15 protein-coding genes and 3 pseudogenes are annotated in these 19,359 nt (G+C 49.5%); 8 read left to right on the top strand and 10 right to left on the bottom strand.

Translation table 11 applies throughout. From position 1 onward, the window contains the following. Window positions 1-223: 223 nt before the first annotated feature. The 4 genes from uxuA (at window position 224) to iraD (ending at window position 4,791) form a co-directional block, all read left to right on the top strand. On the top strand, window positions 224-1,408 hold the full coding sequence (gene uxuA / locus A7Z06_RS05275) for a mannonate dehydratase (RefSeq protein WP_000438582.1): 1,185 nt from the start codon (window positions 224-226) through the stop codon (window positions 1,406-1,408). An 80-nt stretch (window positions 1,409-1,488) separates the two neighbouring features. Then, window positions 1,489-2,949, top strand: coding sequence for a fructuronate reductase (locus A7Z06_RS05270; RefSeq protein ID WP_000208206.1), 1,461 nt, complete (start codon window positions 1,489-1,491; stop codon window positions 2,947-2,949). Between the two features lie 269 nt (window positions 2,950-3,218). Further along, window positions 3,219-3,992 (top strand): Uxu operon transcriptional regulator, encoded by a 774-nt coding sequence (uxuR, locus tag A7Z06_RS05265; protein ID WP_000833697.1) that lies wholly within the window; start codon window positions 3,219-3,221, stop codon window positions 3,990-3,992. A gap of 406 nt (window positions 3,993-4,398) precedes the next feature. After that, entirely contained in the window at window positions 4,399-4,791 is a 393-nt protein-coding gene (gene iraD / locus A7Z06_RS05260) for an anti-adapter protein IraD (protein WP_024212578.1), read from the top strand. A 74-nt stretch (window positions 4,792-4,865) separates the two neighbouring features. On the opposite strand, the gene iadA is transcribed toward iraD, so the two are convergent. From iadA to A7Z06_RS05235, 6 genes and pseudogenes are all read right to left on the bottom strand, one after another. Then, window positions 4,866-6,038, bottom strand: a complete 1,173-nt coding sequence (gene iadA, locus A7Z06_RS05255) for a beta-aspartyl-peptidase (RefSeq protein WP_000568388.1) — start codon at window positions 6,036-6,038, stop codon at window positions 4,866-4,868. Between the two features lie 12 nt (window positions 6,039-6,050). Further along, a pseudogene (locus tag A7Z06_RS21975) lies at window positions 6,051-6,212 on the bottom strand (hypothetical protein); the annotation flags it as partial. 118 nt (window positions 6,213-6,330) lie between these two features. Next, window positions 6,331-7,509, bottom strand: coding sequence for an MFS transporter (locus A7Z06_RS05245; protein ID WP_000075228.1), 1,179 nt, complete (start codon window positions 7,507-7,509; stop codon window positions 6,331-6,333). 66 nt (window positions 7,510-7,575) lie between these two features. Next, on the bottom strand, window positions 7,576-8,433 hold the full coding sequence (locus A7Z06_RS05240) for an SdiA-regulated domain-containing protein (protein WP_105279359.1): 858 nt from the start codon (window positions 8,431-8,433) through the stop codon (window positions 7,576-7,578). 170 nt (window positions 8,434-8,603) lie between these two features. Then, a pseudogene (locus A7Z06_RS21855) lies at window positions 8,604-8,728 on the bottom strand (double-cubane-cluster-containing anaerobic reductase); the annotation flags it as partial. A gap of 127 nt (window positions 8,729-8,855) precedes the next feature. Next, window positions 8,856-10,136, bottom strand: coding sequence for a DUF445 domain-containing protein (locus A7Z06_RS05235; RefSeq protein ID WP_010346645.1), 1,281 nt, complete (start codon window positions 10,134-10,136; stop codon window positions 8,856-8,858). A gap of 184 nt (window positions 10,137-10,320) precedes the next feature. On the opposite strand from A7Z06_RS05235, the gene A7Z06_RS05230 reads away from it, so the two are divergent. Continuing rightward, the gene (locus A7Z06_RS05230; protein ID WP_000181190.1) at window positions 10,321-11,286 is read left to right on the top strand and encodes an Rpn family recombination-promoting nuclease/putative transposase; all 966 of its coding nucleotides are present in this window, start codon (window positions 10,321-10,323) and stop codon (window positions 11,284-11,286) included. 246 nt (window positions 11,287-11,532) lie between these two features. Here A7Z06_RS05230 and A7Z06_RS05225 read toward each other — a convergent pair whose 3' ends face one another. After that, window positions 11,533-12,945, bottom strand: coding sequence for an aminotransferase-like domain-containing protein (locus A7Z06_RS05225; RefSeq protein ID WP_000199290.1), 1,413 nt, complete (start codon window positions 12,943-12,945; stop codon window positions 11,533-11,535). Between the two features lie 176 nt (window positions 12,946-13,121). Here A7Z06_RS05225 and A7Z06_RS22375 point away from each other — a divergent pair, with 176 nt between their 5' ends. From A7Z06_RS22375 to A7Z06_RS21960, 3 genes and pseudogenes are all read left to right on the top strand, one after another. Then, window positions 13,122-13,286, top strand: coding sequence for a DUF1127 domain-containing protein (locus tag A7Z06_RS22375; RefSeq protein ID WP_000394265.1), 165 nt, complete (start codon window positions 13,122-13,124; stop codon window positions 13,284-13,286). Between the two features lie 95 nt (window positions 13,287-13,381). Then, window positions 13,382-14,035: pseudogene (locus tag A7Z06_RS21965) on the top strand (DUF262 domain-containing protein); the annotation flags it as partial. Between the two features lie 276 nt (window positions 14,036-14,311). Continuing rightward, window positions 14,312-15,475, top strand: a complete 1,164-nt coding sequence (locus A7Z06_RS21960; protein WP_236582708.1) for a GmrSD restriction endonuclease domain-containing protein — start codon at window positions 14,312-14,314, stop codon at window positions 15,473-15,475. Window positions 15,476-15,521: 46 nt separating this feature from the next. Here the strand turns inward: A7Z06_RS21960 and symE are convergent, their stop codons facing one another. From symE to A7Z06_RS05200, 3 genes are all read right to left on the bottom strand, one after another. Next, the gene (gene symE, locus A7Z06_RS05210) at window positions 15,522-15,863 is read right to left on the bottom strand and encodes an endoribonuclease SymE (RefSeq protein ID WP_000132608.1); all 342 of its coding nucleotides are present in this window, start codon (window positions 15,861-15,863) and stop codon (window positions 15,522-15,524) included. Between the two features lie 220 nt (window positions 15,864-16,083). Further along, on the bottom strand, window positions 16,084-17,871 hold the full coding sequence (locus tag A7Z06_RS05205) for a restriction endonuclease subunit S (RefSeq protein ID WP_000110088.1): 1,788 nt from the start codon (window positions 17,869-17,871) through the stop codon (window positions 16,084-16,086). Further along, window positions 17,871-19,340, bottom strand: coding sequence for a type I restriction-modification system subunit M (locus tag A7Z06_RS05200; RefSeq protein WP_010346641.1), 1,470 nt, complete (start codon window positions 19,338-19,340; stop codon window positions 17,871-17,873). Before A7Z06_RS05200 ends, A7Z06_RS05205 begins: the two co-directional genes overlap by 1 nt. Window positions 19,341-19,359: the final 19 nt, after the last annotated feature.

Below are 19,359 nucleotides of genomic sequence, written 5' to 3'. Positions count from 1 at the left end.
TTGCTGTAATTTACAACAACCGGCAGGAGAGTAGATTTCTTGTGATGTGGTTAACCAATTTTAGAATCCGGGTTGACATGTCTTACCAAAAGGTAGAACTTATACGCCATCTCATCCGGTGCGACGCCACGGCTGCGGTCTGGTTGTTCATCCGGATACCTAAACAACTCCAGGGTTCCGCGTCTCTTTGCTGTGGAACCCACTATGTGAAAGAGGAAAAATCATGGAACAGACCTGGCGCTGGTACGGCCCAAACGATCCGGTTTCTTTAGCTGATGTCCGTCAGGCGGGCGCAACTGGCGTGGTTACCGCGCTGCACCATATCCCGAACGGCGAAGTATGGTCCGTAGAAGAGATCCTCAAACGCAAGGCGATCGTTGAAGATGCAGGCCTGGTGTGGTCTGTCGTAGAAAGCGTGCCAATTCACGAAGATATCAAAACCCACACTGGCAACTACGAGCAGTGGATCGCTAACTATCAGCAGACTCTGCGCAACCTGGCGCAGTGCGGCATTCGCACCGTGTGCTACAACTTCATGCCGGTGCTCGACTGGACCCGTACTGACCTCGAATACGTGCTGCCAGACGGCTCCAAAGCTCTGCGCTTCGACCAGATCGAATTCGCTGCATTCGAAATGCATATCCTGAAGCGTCCAGGCGCGGAAGCGGATTACACCGAAGAAGAAATTGCTCAGGCTGCTGAACGCTTCGCCACTATGAGCGACGAAGACAAAGCTCGTCTGACCCGTAACATCATTGCTGGTCTGCCGGGCGCGGAAGAAGGCTACACCCTCGACCAGTTCCGTAAGCACCTGGAGCTGTACAAAGATATCGACAAAGCGAAGCTGCGCGAAAACTTTGCGGTCTTCCTGAAAGCCATTATTCCGGTTGCCGAAGAAGTTGGTGTGCGTATGGCTGTTCACCCGGACGATCCGCCGCGCCCGATCCTCGGCCTGCCGCGCATTGTTTCCACCATTGAAGATATGCAGTGGATGGTTGATACCGTAAACAGCATGGCGAACGGTTTCACCATGTGCACCGGTTCTTACGGCGTGCGTGCTGACAACGATCTGGTTGATATGATCAAGCAGTTCGGTCCGCGTATTTACTTCACCCATCTGCGTTCCACCATGCGTGAAGATAACCCGAAAACCTTCCACGAAGCGGCGCACCTGAACGGTGACGTTGATATGTACGAAGTGGTGAAAGCGATTGTTGAAGAAGAACACCGTCGTAAAGCGGAAGGCAAAGAAGACCTGATCCCGATGCGTCCGGACCACGGTCATCAGATGCTGGACGACCTGAAGAAGAAAACCAACCCAGGTTACTCCGCGATTGGTCGTCTGAAAGGCCTGGCCGAAGTTCGCGGTGTCGAACTGGCGATCCAGCGCGCTTTCTTTAGCCGTTAATATCCACCGGCATGGCTGCGCGCCGTGCCGGTTCCTTCTTCCTTGCCGTCACTCTCTGAAGACGGATTCTGGAGTTTACGATGACTACTATTGTTGACAGCAATCTGCCGGTTGCCCGCCCGTCATGGGATCATTCTCGTCTGGAATCACGCATTGTGCATCTCGGTTGCGGGGCGTTTCACCGCGCGCACCAGGCGCTGTACACCCATCATCTGCTGGAAAGCACCGACAGCGACTGGGGTATCTGCGAAGTTAACCTGATGCCAGGCAACGACCGCGTGCTGATCGAAAACCTGAAAAAACAGCAACTGCTGTACACCGTGGCGGAAAAAGGTGCAGAAAGCACCGAGCTGAAAATTATCGGTTCGATGAAAGAAGCTCTGCATCCGGAAATCGACGGTTGCGAAGGTATTCTCAACGCAATGGCGCGTCCGCAAACAGCGATTGTCTCTCTGACGGTCACGGAAAAAGGTTACTGCGCCGATGCGGCAAGCGGTCAGTTGGATCTCAATAACCCGCTGATCAAGCACGACCTGGAAAATCCGACCGCGCCGAAGTCCGCGATTGGTTACATCGTTGAAGCTCTGCGCCTGCGTCGTGAAAAAGGGCTGAAAGCGTTTACCGTAATGTCCTGCGACAACGTGCGTGAAAATGGTCATGTGGCGAAAGTTGCCGTTCTGGGGCTGGCTCAGGCGCGCGACCCGCAGCTGGCGGCATGGATTGAAGAGAACGTCACCTTTCCGTGCACCATGGTTGACCGCATTGTTCCGGCGGCGACGCCAGAAACCTTACAGGAAATTGCTGATCAACTGGGCGTTTACGACCCATGCGCGATTGCCTGTGAACCGTTCCGTCAGTGGGTGATTGAAGATAACTTCGTTAATGGTCGCCCGGACTGGGATAAAGTGGGCGCACAGTTCGTTTCGGACGTTGTACCATTCGAAATGATGAAACTGCGTATGCTCAACGGCAGCCACTCTTTCCTGGCGTACCTTGGTTACCTCGGTGGCTATGAAACCATTGCTGATACCATGACTAACCCGGATTATCGCAAAGCCGCCTTTGCCCTGATGATGCAGGAACAAGCGCCAACGCTGTCGATGCCGGAAGGGACTGACCTGAACGCCTATGCGACGCTGCTGATCGAGCGTTTCAGCAACCCGTCTCTGCGTCACCGCACCTGGCAGATTGCGATGGACGGCAGCCAGAAGTTACCGCAGCGTCTGCTGGACCCGGTGCGTCTGCACCTGCAAAACGGCGGTAGCTGGCGTCACCTGGCGCTCGGCGTGGCGGGCTGGATGCGTTACACCCAGGGTGTGGATGAGCAAGGCAACGCCATCGACGTAGTTGACCCGATGCTGGCTGAATTCCAGAAGATCAACGCGCAATATCAGGGAGCAGAACGCGTAAAAGCCCTGTTGAGCCTGAGCGGTATTTTTGCAGATGATCTGCCGCAGAATGCCGACTTTGTTGGTGCAGTGACAGCGGCATATCAGCAACTGTGCGAGCGCGGCGCGCGCGAATGCGTGGCTGCACTGTAACTGACTGATTACCATACAGACTTACTGGTCAATCAAACCAATATTTGGTTGACCAGTTTTCGTTTTTTTGCCTACCTGTACGTGCCAACTTCCAGTGCTAATGGTATAGTTTGTCATTGACGATCTACGTAAGATCGCCCGATGCGCACGCTTATCGAGCCAGGGTATCAATCACAACTTATTAAATACGCACTCTTTGTCGGTCGGATAAGGTGTTCACGCCGCATCCGGCAATAATTTGATTAACCGCACCTAACGGACACAACATCATGAAATCTGCCACCTCTGCGCAAAGACCTTACCAGGAAGTCGGGGCGATGATCCGCGATCTGATCATCAAAACACCGTACAATCCTGGCGAACGACTGCCGCCGGAGCGTGAAATCGCAGAAATGCTCGAGGTCACGCGTACTGTGGTGCGTGAGGCGTTGATCATGCTGGAGATCAAAGGACTGGTAGAAGTGCGTCGGGGCGCCGGTATTTATGTTCTCGACAGTTCAACCAGCCACACTGCCGACAACGCAGATGCCAACGTCTGCAATGATGCCGGTCCTTTTGAGCTGTTACAGGCGCGTCAGTTACTGGAAAGTAACATCGCGGAATTTGCCGCTTTGCAGGCCACCCGCGAAGATATCGTCAAAATGCGCCAGGCATTGCAGCTTGAAGAACGCGAACTGGCCTCCAGCGCACCGGGCAGCAGTGAAAGCGGCGATATGCAGTTCCACCTCGCCATCGCGGAAGCGACGCATAACAGTATGCTGGTGGAGTTGTTCCGTCAGTCCTGGCAGTGGCGTGAAAACAATCCGATGTGGATCCAGTTGCACAGCCATCTGGATGACAGCTTGTATCGCAAAGAGTGGCTGGGCGATCACAAACAGATCCTCGCTGCGTTAATCAAAAAAGACGCCCGTGCGGCGAAGCTGGCAATGTGGCAGCATCTGGAAAATGTGAAACAGCGCCTGCTGGAATTTTCCAATGTTGATGATATCTATTTTGACGGCTATCTCTTCGACTCCTGGCCGTTGGATAAAGTTGACGCCTGACCCTTATTTCTGGTGCCAAGTTGAGCAGCTTTGCACCAGGCCTTTTAGCCACGTAATAACCGATATTATTAATAAACGATGAGTAATTTAATAATTACTTATTACATGTCTTTTATAAGCATTTTATATCTATTTAAATCTGAGTGATTATTCGGAATAATCAAAATATATTGATTTGTTTCTGTCTGGTTTAGTGACTTTTATCAAATTATATCTTTTTAAATAAAAAGTAAGTGGATCTTCATTTCTGTTCAGGGTCTTATACTTTGCGGGCGAGAATCAAGCCTGTTATCAGGCACGGATGCAATGAGCAAAAAGGAATGACTATGAAAAATGAGCATCAACCCAGTGGTGTCAAGCCGTCAGGGCAAGATATCGATGCCGCTAAACGTCAGGAGTGCGCAAAATGATGCGCCAATTACTTCAGACCGTATTACCTGAAAACACAGGCAGCAATACATCATCGCTGCGTGATTCCGTATGTCGGGATCTCTTTCAACTTTTCAATTCTCCTCATTCACCGCTACCTGCATTACTTATTTCAGGTATGCCAGAGTGGCAAGGGGATAATCAGAGCGACAAACATCTCCAGAGCTGGTATTGCCGCCAGCTGCGTTCCGCTCTTTTATTTCATGAACCACGTATTGCTGCATTGCAAGTGAGTCTGAAAGAAGCATATTGCCACGATCTGACGATCAGTCTGGAGATGATGCTGTACCACGATGATGAACCTCTGACGCTTGAGTTGGTCTGGCAGCATGGCGGTTGGTACAGTGCGACGGTGGGAAAAGTCAGCTAAATACCATCTTCTGCGTTTTACTTTGTCAGCCGTCCGAACGGGCTTCTACGTCCATTCGGGCGGCAGACAACCGCTTATGCAGTTTCAAACGTTCCTTTCACACACGCCTTGCCGTCTTTGACCATCAGTTTGCCGTGAGCGTACACCTGCTCAATGCGCAGTTCCGGTGTCATAACCAGCAAATCCGCGTCATTGCCGGGCAGAATTTCACCTTTCCCTGTCAGGTTGAGGAAACCGGCGACGCTGCTGGTGAGTGGACGCACGGCATCGCTGATACTGAAACCGAAGTCTTTGACCAGCACCTGTACGGTTTCCAGCAAAGTCTCAAAACCGGCAACGCCGATATGCGTTAAATTCCCCTCGTCGTCAAAGAACGGCTGGCTACCGTTGCCGTCGGAGCTGAGGGTGATGCGAGCCAGCGGAATACCCGCCTGAACGGCGCGGGCAATCCCTTCTGCAGGGGCGACCGGCTCGTCAATGCTGCTGGTGATGTCGATGGTGCCGCCTTTCAGGGCGAACTCCAGCGCCTGTTCAAACAAAGGAACGTTGCGGTTAACGTGCGTCGGCAGTAACTTGCTGATTGGCACATCGCAGTTTTCCAGGAGGTCATAGATTGGCTGTAACGCCTTTTTGCTGTCGCCCATGTGGAACACGGTGACGCCAGGTTTACCGCCGAGCAAGCCACCAACGCGGGATTCTGCCGCCATATTAGCCAGATGATAAACATCCGGTGCGGCAGAGCGGTGATCAGAAATGGCACATTTCACACCAATCACCCGATCGATAATCGCCACATCTTTTTCCACGGAACCCGTAATGGTGCGGGAAGGTACATGATACGCACCGGTCAGCATCCAGGCGCTGATACCTTCTTCATTGAGCGCACGGGTCTTGGCAAGGAGGGATTCCGGGTGGCGAGAGATAGAGTCGGTGCCAAGCAGGCCAACCACCGATGTGACGCCCGCTTCCGTCAGGCGGCTTAACGCCACTTCCGGCGTGCGTGTCGTGGGACCAGCTTCGCCGCCGCCGCCAATCAAATGAACGTGTTGATCAATAAAGCCAGGGCAGAGGATCTGCCCACTGAGATCGACAACCATGCAGTCCGGTACGATGTCAGAAGGGATATTGCTGGCAACGGCGATAATCTTGCCGTTAGCGACGAGGACATCGCAAACTCCCCGATCTTCCGGCGCATACAAATGCGCTCCCTGCAGCAGGATGAAACCGGCTGCGGAATAATCAATCATGTAAACTCCTTGTTAAACAATAAACTGCATAACCCAGATCGACAGAAAAGCGTTAATCACGCAGACCGTAATGATATGCAGATGGTATTTAGCATTCACTTCGGCTGTCTCCAGGCTGCGACCGACATTTTGCACCGTGCTGGCCATTAAATACATTGCGGGCAGTAAAACGGTGTTAATGGTCAGGCTGACAGCAACTGTTGCGGTTGAGTTTCTTGACTGGCAAGGGAAATGCCCCAAAGGAAAATACCAGGGCGCTCTTCTCTGGTATGGCGGGGAGAAAAATCCCCCCTTATGAAGTCGCCGTTTGCAGCTTAAATAATTGCACTGTGCTGATGAGCGCGGCAATAAACAGCGCCGCTGCGCCACAAAGCGTGGAGTTGGCGAGCGCCGACGTTCCGTTGCCGAGCATACTGGTCAGTGCCGGGCCGAGAATTTGCCCAATGCCATAAATAAGCGTCACAAAGCCTAACAGGTTGAGATTTCCCGGCACACTAAGCTGGCGGGCGATGGTCATCACCAGCGAGGTCGTGCCCATAAAGGTGCCGCCAAAGCCAATACTGCTGATGATGAGTAATAAAGGAGAACTGCTGGCGAGGGTTAACAGTACGCAGATAGCCTGTACCAGCAAATTCACCGTCAGGCAGGGTAACGCCCCCCAATGTTTTGCTGCCCACAACCAGCCAAAGCAGCCTGGCACAATCGACAAGCCGACCAGCGTCCAGAGATGGGCGGTCAGTAACGGCAGGCCGGCGTCTTTCGCCATGAGCGGCAGATAAGTGGCAACGATGATATAACCAAAACCCGCCAGACCGTACAGAATAGCCAGCAACCACCAGCTCATAGGTTGTTGATTGGTTTTTGCTAACGGCGCAGGCGTGATGGTGTTTTTTTTCGAGGGGATCAAAAGCGCCAGTACAATCAATATCATGCCAGAAAGCGCCCCGGCACCTTGCCATAGCGTTTGCGAGGAGAGGGCAAAATGCAGCCCAGCCAGCACATATTCATTGCCTAGTGCGATGCCAACACCAACGCCAGAAAACAGTGCCGCAAGTACAAAAGGATGGCGGGTATGTTGCATGATGAGCGTCGAGCCGAAAATCAACATCCCGGCGCTGGCGATACCCGCCAGAAAGCGAACCAACAACACCAGAATAAACGACGGCAACCACGCCATCGCGAGGATCAACAAGCCGGTTGCCAGGGCGCAAGCCAATAAAAACGGGCGCAGACGTGAGGGTAAATGAAATGCGCCGAATGAAAACAACAGGCTTCCAGCCAGATACCCAGCGTAGTTGCCGCTGGCAATCCACGATAGTTCGTTAAATGAAAAGTGCCCCTCCGCCAGCATAACTGGCAGCATCGGCGTATAAAGAAAGCGACCTAACCCCATACCTAAGGTCAGAACCAGCATCCCGAAAAGCGCGGTGCTGAAGGAAAAGCGTTCTACGGGATGCGATGACGGGGACATGTTTTACCTTGCTTGTCTTTTTGTTGTTAACAAGTTAATAACAAAAAGGTGAAACATGCCAGTCTGTTAATGTGATGATGTAGGGGTAAAGCGATAAAAACGATTCGGTTCGCCAACGATATAAATATTGCCAGAGGCATCCATCGCAATCCCTTCAGCCTGTTTGATGTTATGTGACAAACCCCGACTGCCTTTGGTAAGTGACATCTCACCGATCACTTCCCCAGTGGCGGTCACTTCCTGCAGTACGCGTGACTCATGAGACAGTACCAGCAACGTATTTTTTTGAGGGTTAAATTCTGCGCCAGACACATCATCTAAAGTAAACTGGTTTTGTAATGTCTGGTCTTTGCTAATATGTAGCTCATCGCTGCGTAATAACCCGGTAACTTTGTAGACTTCGATAGGATCTTTCTCTTTAAAAAACCAGAAGGTGTGATCCTGGCGAGAATAAGCCAGCCCTTCAAAACCACTATTGGTTGGCGTTTCCTGTAACGGAATTTTTATTTTTTTGAGGATTTTTACTTCTGACTTTTCATTAAGTGAAATCACATAAATGGCATAATCGCGTTCATCACTGATGACGAATTTATTATCACCAATATATTCGATAGTCTCGAGATCTTTCACAAAATCCAGAGGAATGGTGCGGACTAAATCCCCATTCGTGGTCATTTCAACAATCGCCGCAGGTTTATTGATAGTGCTAAACAGGGTATTACTCTGCGCAGACCAGGTCAGTGAGGAGATATTATTCGTTACACCTGCAATCTCTTTGCCATCAATAGTCACGTGGTAATTTTGAAACCCTGCGGGATAACTGCTTTTGCGAGCGCAAGATTGCACGAAGAAAGCACACACTGCCACAATGGCAAAAAGAATAATAATGCTGATACGTTTACTTAACGAAAACCTTTTTGTCATGGCATATCCATCCAACAAAATCAATAAGATATCGATAAGTATACGTAGTGATCTTAATGAATCCTTAACGCGGAGCCAGAGCGTAATGCGCAATGCATTTCCTGTCGCTGTCTTTCTTCCTGTTACTGACGAATGCAGGCAGATATCGCATTCAGCTCGTTGCGCAATGACAAAGATTGCGCAGGCTCTTTCTCTGCTTCTTCGAGAGTTTCAGTTGAGGTGGAGCAACCGCATCGCAGGCCGTTAGCATCTTCTGCGGCATAAACGTGCAGTAAGTGCCGACCAGCGGAATGCCGCATTTCGGAGAACTGCTCGAAAATGGCGACAAATGGAATGATTTTCCTTCCCCGTACACGGGAGACAATGAAAAAGGCCGCATTATTACCATGATTTGAGTTTGCTTTATTTGTTCTCTCTCGCGGTTAAAAATTGCCGAGGGGTAACAAAGTCGGGATTTGCGATAAAAGATACAGTATCAATCCAATACAACCACCAACCAGCGTACCGTTGACGCGGATAAACTGGAGATCTTTGCCGATATTTAACTCGATTTGCCGCGACATATCCCGCGCATCCCAGCTTTTCACCGTGTCAGTAATGTGGCGTGTCAGGAATGCCGAAAACTCTGGTGCGACGCGGTGTGCAGCCTGTTCGAGATGACCATTTAACGACGCCCGCAAGGCATCATCGGCAATTAACGTCTCGCCAAACCATTGACCCGCCCGCGCGATACGTTCCTTCACGCGAGAATCTTCGCTATTGATATCGGCCTTCAACCATTCCCGCAAATCCCCCCACAATTCACCGAGATAGCGGTTAAACGCTTCATCTTCTTTCAGATACGCTTTGATATTGTCGGCGCGCGCCGCCATTTCCGGATCGTTTTTCAGCTTATCGATCAGCGCAAAGGTAGCGCGATCAAACGCATGGCGGATCTGATGCGCGCGATCGCGGCTGATATCATCAAGCAAAGAGTTTACCGCATCAGAAACCAGCTCCGCACTGTGTTCACCCAGCCATTCAGTCGGCAAAATTTTCGCTTTCAGCGGATGCTCGCTCTCCAGCCAGCGGACGATCTGTTGGGCGATAAATTTGCGTGATTTATCGCGCTGGAGCAGGGCGATCAGTTGTGCGATCAGAGTATCCAGCAGCACCTGATGACGATCGTTTTTGGTCATGCTTTCCAGCATTAACGCACTGGTGCCGGAAAGATCCACTTTATCAATCGCCCGATGCACCGCGCGCTTAAGCAGACGCTGAATACGTGCATCATCGGTAAGTTCGAGAAAACCACTCATGATCTGCAAAAGATGCTGCCCAACGCGGCGGGCGTTTTCTGGCTGACTAAACCAGTTACCGATTAACAACGCCGGTTCATGACGACGAATTAACGCCACCAGGGATTGGGTATCGAGAAATTTTTCCTGTACGAACTGACCGAGATTTTCGCCAATCCGGTCTTTATTACGCGGGATAATCGCCGTATGGCGAGAAATAATCGGAATCGGCACGCGGCGAAACAGCGCCACCACCGCAAACCAGTCAGCCAGAGCGCCGACCATTGCCGCCTCCGCAATCGCCTTCACGCCGCTCACCCAAAAATTGCGGGGCAAAAACAGCGTAACGATAAAAGTCGCGGCAGCAACGAGCAGTAAAGAGAGCGCCAGCATTTTGGCGCGTCGGAGTTCAATGATTTTATTCATATCGTAAGAATAGAGCCTGACGGCAGGTTCACGCAAAAATCGAGATGCCTTCCAGAAAAATGTATCGCTTGCAGGAGAACAAAAATAGCCTGGAAAGCGCCTCGGGGAATGAGATATTGCCGGGTGTGAGCGGAATTAGGAATCGCTAAAGTCGGACTATCTCTTCAACAGGTGACGGATCGCCATGACAAACTTCACCACCAGTACGCCGCATGACGCATTATTTAAATCCTTCCTCACGCATCCTGACACCGCGCGGGATTTTATGAAGATCCACTTACCAAAAGGTTTACGTGAACTGTGCGATCTCGACACCTTAAAACTGGAATCAGCCAGCTTTGTCGATGAAAAATTGCGGGCGCTGCACTCCGATATTTTATGGTCGGTAAAGACCCGCGAAGGCGATGGTTATATCTATGTGGTGATTGAACATCAGAGCCGCGAGGATATTCATATGGCCTTTCGCCTGATGCGATATTCCATGGCGGTGATGCAGCGTCATATAGAGCATGATAAACGCCGACCACTACCGCTGGTCATTCCGATGCTGTTTTATCACGGCAGTCGTAGTCCTTACCCCTGGTCTTTGTGCTGGCTGGACGAATTTGCCGACCCGATTACCGCTCGGAAACTTTATACCGCTGCGTTCCCGCTGGTGGATATCACTGTGGTGCCGGACGACGAGATTGTTCAGCATCGCAGAGTCGCCCTGCTGGAGTTGATCCAAAAGCATATTCGCCAGCGCAATATGATGGGGCTGATTGATCAACTGGTAGCATTACTGGTTACAGAGTGCGCTAATGACAGCCAGATAACCGCGCTGTTAAATTACATTTTACTGGCTGGTGATGAAGCGAGTTTTAAGGAGTTTATCAGCGAACTTACCAGGCGAATGCCACAACACAGGGAGCGAATCATGACGATTGCAGAGCGAATTCATAATGCGGGATGGCTGTTGGGAAGGGAAGAAGGGAGGATCGAAGGCAAAGAAGAAGGTAAAGAAGAAGGGGAACAGCGCCTTCTCCGATTATTTTTGCAAAATGGTGCAGATCCTGAATGGATACAAAAGATTACCGGACATTCATCAGAGCAAATACAGGCATTAGGTCAGTCTTTGCCTGACAGTTACCGCGATTCAGGGATCGAATAATAATCAGAGACTGATGACAAACGCCAAACTTCCTGATGCGCTACGCTTATCAGGCTTACATAGCCCATGCCATATATTGAATTTGCAATATTCTGTATGCCGGATAAGGCGCTCGCGCTGCATCCGGCATGAACAAAACGCTTTTTGCCTAAGCCATGCTGGAACGTAGAGATGTTGCTATAGAGACAAAACGAGCCACAAGCTATTCGTCAGAGGAAATTCAGGCGCGTCGTCACGATGCCGTATTTATTCCATTGCCCGATACACGGCCTCGCCAATTTGCTTCAGTGCTTCGCGGTAGGTTTCGCTGAGCGGCAAAGCGCAGTTGATGCGCAGGCAATTACGGTATTTACCGGAAGCTGAGAAAATCGAGCCTGCCGCCACCTGGATTTTCATGCGGCACAATTGCCGCGCGACGCAGACCATATCGACCTGTTCAGGCAATTCTATCCACAGTAAAAATCCGCCTTTCGGGCGCGTAATACAGATTTCGCAGGGAAAATATTCCCGTATCCAGCAGGTATAAAGCGCCATATTGCGCTGATAATTCTGCCGCATCCGCCGGATATGGCGATGATAGTGACCTTCCTGCACAAACGTCGCCGCCGCCATTTGCGTGGACGGTACATTAAAGCTGCTGGTGGCGTATTTCATATGCAGCAGTTTATCGTGATATCGCCCCGGCGCGACCCAGCCCACGCGCAGGCCTGGCGCAATGCTTTTACTGAACGAACTGCACAGCAGCACCCGACCATCGATATCCCATGAATGAATAGTACGCGGGCGTGGATACTCCGTTGCCAGTTCGCCGTAGACATCATCTTCAAAAATCACAATATCATGACGCTGAGCGAGAGAGAGAACGGCTCGTTTGCGGGCGTCCGGCATAATAAATCCCAGCGGATTATTGCAGTTTGGCACCAGAATGATGCCTTTAATCGGCCACTGTTCCAGCGCCAGTTCCAGAGCTTCAACGCTGATACCGGTTTCTGGATCGGTTGGGATTTCAATCACTTTCACGCCCATACCGCGAAGCATCTGCATTGAACCGTAATAACACGGGGATTCGACCGCGACAATATCGCCCGGTTTACACACCGCCATTAACGCCAGCGACATCGAGTTATGGCAGCCGCTGGTGATAATGATGTCATCGGCAGTGACCACCGAGCCGCTGTCGAGCATCAGACGGGCAATCTGCTCGCGCAATACCCGCTGACCGGCTAATGAGTCATAACCGAGAACGATTTGCAGATTATGCTGCACCACCCGGCTTAGCTCCCGCCAGAGCGGTTTCAGGCTGGGCGCTTCGACATCCGGCGTGCTTTTACTGAACGGAATAACAGAACTATCGCTATGCGCTTTCAGCATATCCAGCACCTGATCCCACTGGGTAATCTCTACCGGGCGCTGCACCGGACGCGTCATTGGCGGCACTGGTGGCTGGGCTTTATGTTGCGCGACAAAATAACCCGAACGCGGCTGCGGAGTGATGAGCTTCATCGTTTCCAGCGTCTGATACGCCTGCTGCACGGTGCTGATACTGACGCCGTGCTCCTGACTTAAGCTGCGCACCGACGGCAATTTCTCCCCGTGACGATACAGCCCTTGCTCAATCCGTTCGGCAAGCAGAGTCGCCAGATGTTGATAACGCGTCATGCTGTATTCCTTATTTGGAGCATACAGAGAGAAAAACCGGTACAGATGAGGCTAAAAAACCGGATGCAGATGCTGTTTTAACCTGCCTGTATGTTAAATAAAAGTAATATTTGCATCTGTATTGTGAACTGCCAGAAGGCGGATGATTAAGCCTCTGAAAGATGAGGAGGCAGCAGATGGAATTTCATGAAAACAAAGCTAAAGCGCCGTTTACTGGCTTCGTACAACTCTGGCAGGCAGTGAGAAGCTGGTGGCTGAAAAAACAGACCCGGCGGGTGTTACAGCAGATGAGTGATGAACGGTTGAGGGATATTGGGTTACGCAGGGAGGATGTGGAGTGAGGGGCTGTTCGTCGCGGATAAACAGGATTTCTCTATAACCTTCACAAGGAAGTGTTTATTATTGTGAAATCATCGCTTCACGGAAAGACGTCAGAATGAAAGCAACAGAAGCCCGTTTACTCGATTTTTTAAAACGTTCGCAGCAGTTTGTTATTCCCATTTATCAACGCACCTATTCATGGACAGAGCAACAATGTCGGCAACTTTGGGACGACATCATTCGTGCCGGAAAGCGTGATGATATATCAGCGCATTTTATCGGTTCGGTTGTTTATATAGAGCAGGGGTTGTATCAGGTTTCCGGTATTTCTCCGTTGCTGGTCATTGATGGTCAACAGCGGCTGACGACCGCAATGTTGCTGATTGAGGCTTTATCGCGCCATCTTGGCGAAGAAGAAGTTTTTGATGGCTTTTCGGCAATGAAATTGCGTAATTATTATTTACTCAACCCTTATGAGTCTGGTGAGAAAGGATTTAAATTACTGCTGACCGAGACCGATAAAGACAGTTTGCTGGCGTTAATAAAACAAAGACCAATGCCAGAAAACTATTCCCATCGAATAATGGAAAATTTTAGTTTCTTTGATGAGCAAATTACCAAACTCGGTGATGACTTGATCCCCTTATGTCGTGGGTTAGCAAAGCTATTAATTGTCGATGTGGCGCTTAATCGTGGTCAGGATAATCCGCAACTGATTTTTGAAAGTATGAACTCCACCGGTAAGGCGTTAAGTCAGGCCGATCTGGTGCGCAATTTTATTCTGATGGGCCTCGAACCAGAGCATCAAACACGGTTGTATGAAGATCACTGGCGTCCAATGGAAATCGCTTTTGGTCAGCAAGGTTACAGCGAATATTTTGACAGTTTTATGCGTCATTATCTGACGGTAAAAACGGGGGAGATCCCTCGGACAGATGAAGTCTATGAGGCATTTAAACTACATGCCCGCAGCCAGAGTGTTGCTGAAAAAGGCGTAGATCGGCTGGTTGAAGATATACACATCTACGCGGAGTATTACTGTGCAATGGCATTGGGTAAGGAAAGTGACAAATCGCTTGCCACGGCTTTTCAGGATTTGCGCGAGTTAAAGGTCGATGTGGCGTATCCTTTCTTACTGGCGCTTTATCATGACTATAAAAATGGCGTTTTGTCTCACGAAGATTTCCTGAGCATAATTCGTTTAATTGAATCTTATGTTTTCCGCCGTGCAGTGTGTGCAATTCCGACGAATTCTTTGAACAAGACGTTTGCCACTTTTTATAAGATCATTAATAAAGAAAATTATCTGGAAAGCATTCAGGTGCATTTTATGAACCTGCCTTCGTATCGTCGTTTCCCCAACGATGATGAATTTAAACGGGAATTAAAAGTTCGCGATCTCTATAACTTCCGCAGTCGCAGCTACTGGTTACGACGACTAGAAAACGATAAACGCAGAGAGCGCGTGGAAGAGTTTACGATTGAGCACATTATGCCGCAGAACGAAAACCTGTCGGCTAAATGGCGCGAAGAGCTGGGAAGCGACTGGCAGCGTATTCATAAAGAATTGTTGCATACGTTGGGGAATCTCACTTTAACGCGCTATAACTCCCGCTACAGTGACAGACCTTTCGCGGAAAAACGCGATATTGAAGACGGCTTTAAGCATAGCCCGCTCTATTTGAATATCGGTCTTGGACAGTGCGAAAAATGGGATGAAGCCGCCATTCGCGCCCGAGCCGATCGTCTGGCCGATCTCGCGGTTCAGGTCTGGCAAGCGCCTTCTCTTCCTGAAGAGGTATTAGCTGTTTATCGGGGTCAGCCGGAGAACAAAACCAGTTACAGCCTGAGTGATTATCCTTTCCTTGCTGATGGTTCGCATAGCCGGGTGTTATTCGATCATCTTCGCGATGAAGTTATGCGCCTGGACGCAGGGATCACACAGGAAGTTTTAAAGCTGTATATTGCGTTTAAAGCGGAAACGAATTTTGTTGATGTTGTGCCGCAAAAAAGCCGACTGCGATTGTCGCTTAATATGCAGTTTCATGAACTGGTCGATCCGAAAGGTATTGCCAAAGATGTGACAAATGTTGGGCGCTGGGGCAATGGCGATGTAGAAATTGGTTTTAGCGACCTCGCACAACTTCCTTACGTTATGGGATTAATTCGTCAGGCATTTGAAAAACAGATGGAGAGCGCGTTGGTATAACGCGGCGAATAATACCCGGTAGCACTGGTGCTACCGGGTCAATGTATCAGGCAACTTTCTGTTTACCCGCAATCACCCCAATAAACTCCTGCACCTGCTTTTGTTTACGCGCCGACAGCTTGCACGCCTGGCGCAGCGACTGCATCAGTTCGCTCTCTTCGACGGCGGGTGGTTGGGCGGTGAGGACAATACAGCCTTCCATCACTTTGACATTTACCGCCGTGCCGGTAGCAAAACCGGCGGCTTCCAGCCACTGACCTTTCAGGGTGATGGCGGGAATACGGTTGTAATCCGGGTAGCGGCTCGCATAACTCACGGTTAATTGACGGTTATTTGCCGGGGAGACTTCTGCTTCGAACGGTTGTGCAATAGAATGCGTGTCAGTCATGATTACTATTCCTTAGAAATAGGGATTGTGATTAGCGGTGCGGGTGTGTTGGCGCACATCCGCACCGCGCTAAATACCTGGATATATCATCAGTAAATACTGGGGAAGTCCAGCTAAAAATTAATGAAAATAAGATGAAAATTAACGTGAAATATAATTTTTGGTGATGTGAATAAAGCGGCCATTTAGCCGCTTTATTGGTTTTTTGAGTGCGAGGAAATTAGTTTATCGCCGCGTCAGTGAGTGCGTCTGCAAGGTGCAGTTGGGTTTGCTGGGCGGATTGGATTTGAGAACTAAGCTCTTCACATATTTTCATGTATTGTTTTAATGTTTCAGTGATTTTTAATTGCTCTTTATAGCAAGGCAATGCAATAACTAACTCTGAAACTTGGTTTCTGGATACATTTTTCATAGATGAACTTGTTCCTCCCGCTACGTCCTTATAATATTTTCGCGAAAACACTGAATTATTAACTAAGTTAATATAATAAGGGTTTGCAAATGAGGAAAATTCAAATCTAATGATCTTATCACTAAGCATTAGATTTATTGGTGGATTTTCAGGTACAACAACAGATCGAGCAACTAGCTCTGAAGTGTTTGCTCTGGAAATTAAAAAATCATTTTCTTTAACTTCATATTCTTGCCTTGGTAATAAATGTGCGGGTAATGCTTTGTTTTCTTGTGGTCGATATTCTCCCCAAGTTACAGCACTAATTTTCAGTACGCCCCATTGATTTCCAGATCTTGGTTCATTCTCACATTGTGGACTCCAGCCTGCCTCGGACTTTAGAGCTAAATCACCTAAACGACACCACTCCCACCCTTTCGGTAGTTCAAACGGTTTTTCCTCATCTCTAATCGGGGGCAACGGTTTTTGTTTTTTTATTTTCCCTTCTTTCACCAGTTGAGCTTTTTCCTGCGCAATACGTTTGAGCAGTTCAGAGGCTGGTTCGTCATTCGGATCCTGCGGCACAAGTTTACCCATTACGGCCAGTTGCAGAATGGTCTGTTTTAACGTATCCACGCTGGCTTCGGTGGTAAAAAGTGTGTCGAAATGCTCGCTAATACGCGCCCAGTTTTCAGCCAGTTCCTCGGCGTTTTGACTGTCTGTAAGCGTTCCCAACAGGGTTTCAACCAGTTGCTGATGTGCGTCCAGACTGGTCAGGGATTGTTGTTCCAGTTGGTCGCACAAAGATAATAAAAAAGTAGCCTCTTCCAATAATTGAGCACAGTTTCTCTTGGAGGGCATAGCTACTAATAGCATTTCCAAATTTGATTTGTTTAAATTCTTAATTCCAATACCTTTACCTGAAGATTGTGTTTGCCTTCTGTACAATGGTGTTTTGAGAAAGAATCCGATGAACTCATCGATTATTTTAGAGTATGTTCTGACAACACCGCAGAAAGCACCGAATGTGTAATTTCCATTCTCAAAAAATTGAGCGGCTTTTCCAACAAGTGACTCCGAACCACTAGACATAGCTATTAATACATCCCCCATACGTAAGTATTGTTCAGGGGAAACTAATTCTTCATCAACATAGACAATCGGCTCAAGTAAAATTTCAGATTGGATATTATTCGCCCTAAGAAGGGGGAGCATTCCGTCTTTCTTTATTTCCGACGATTGAGATTTCCCATATGTCACGCCACGGATAATTTCAGCAATATCCCCCAACCGCACCCACTCCCATCCCTGCGGCAATTCAAACGGCTTCTCTTCCTCGCTAATTTCCGGCAGTGGTTTTTGCTTTTTAATTTTGCCTTGCTTCACCAGCTCTGCTTTTTCTGCCGCAATACGCTTCAGCAGCTCCGACGCGGGTTCATCATTCGGATCCTGCGGCACCAGTTTACCGCGCACAGCCAGTTCCAGAATCAGCTCACGCAATTTCTTAATGCCATACAAATCAATTTTACCGGAACTGCCGCGCCCGGCGGTGGAACGGGTTTGCAACGCCGAGGTCCAGGTTTCCATATGATCAACGATCAGCTTTTCCACACTCATCAGTTAACCTCCTTGCCAGACAGCGCAGCGCCGAGAATATCGCGCAGTTGATTACGCAGCGTCTGGATCTCCGCCTGCTGTTTTGCATACTGCGCTAACAGTTCGTCCGGATCATGGCTAACGGTTTCCGCCTGATGTGGGTTTTTAATATCCAGATTGAAGTTGCGCGCAATCACGTCATCAATGCTGACTTTCCACGCCTGCTCATTCTCGACGCGGGTGGCAAAACCATCGGCCTCGTTACCCCACCAGTCGATCTCCGCCTGAAACTCTTCAAACTTCATCGGCTTGGTTTTGCTGTAGTTTTTCACGCCCGCCGGATACGGATGCTCATAGAACCAAATCTCTTTGGTTGGCTGGCCTTTGGTAAAGAACAACAGGTTGGTTTTAATGCCGGTATAGGGGTTAAACACACCATTCGGTAAGCGCACGATGGTATGTAGGTTGCACTCTTCGGTAAGTAGCTTTTTGATTTTGGTTTTAACGCCTTCGCCAAATAGTGTGCCATCCGGCAATACCACCGCCGCACGACCGTTTTTCGCCAGTACTTCCACAATCAGTTGCAGGAACAGATCCGCCGTTTCGCGGGTTTGCATCTCTGCCGGAAAGTTCTTCTCAATACCGTCTTCTTCCGTGCCACCAAATGGCGGGTTGGTAACAATCACATCCAGTTGCTCATCCCAGGAGGAAAGCGGTTTATTCAGGGTGTTGTCGTGACGAATTTGTACCGGTACTTCAATGCCGTGCAGCAGCATATTGGTGGTCGCCAACAGGTGCGGAAGCTGTTTTTTCTCAACACCGTGGATCTGTTGTTGCAGCGTCTGATGATCGGCGACGCTCTTCACGTATTTGTTCTTTACATGATCAAATGCGCAGGCAAGAAAACCGCCCGTACCGCAGGCCGGGTCCATAATGGATTCGCCGAGTTTCGGATCAACGCGATCCACCATAAAGCGAGTGACGGCGCGTGGAGTATAGAATTCGCCAGCATTGCCCGCAGATTGCAGATCTTTAAGGATCTGTTCGTAAATATCACCAAACAGATGGCGTTCGCTGGCGCTGGTAAAGTCAATTTCGTTCAGCTTGTTGATCACCTGGCGCAGTAGCGTACCGTTTTTCATATAGTTATAGGCATCGCTGAACGCCTGCTTCACCACGTAGCCACGTGGGTTTTTATCGATAGGCGCAGTGAGGTTTTTCAACGCCGGAAACAGATCATCATTAACGAATTCCAGCAGGGAATCACCGGTAATGCCCTGCGCGTTGGCGGCCCAACTGCGCCACAAATAACGCTGTGGGATCGGATATTGATAGTTATCCTGCTCCAGTTCCAGCGCCTCTTCCTGGGCATCGAAGATTTTCAAAAACAGCAGCCAGGAGAGCTGACCGAGACGCTGCGCATCGCCGTCCACACCGGCATCTTTGCGCATAATATCTTGTAATGATTTGATTACTGAACTGATAGACATGTTGTATTCCATGAAAAAC

Origin of the sequence: Escherichia sp. MOD1-EC6819 (assembly GCF_002965765.1) — a bacterium.
Lineage (GTDB): Bacteria > Pseudomonadota > Gammaproteobacteria > Enterobacterales > Enterobacteriaceae > Escherichia > Escherichia ruysiae.
The sequence above is the reverse complement of the archived record's forward strand: the minus strand, read 5'-3'. Positions and strand labels throughout refer to the sequence as shown.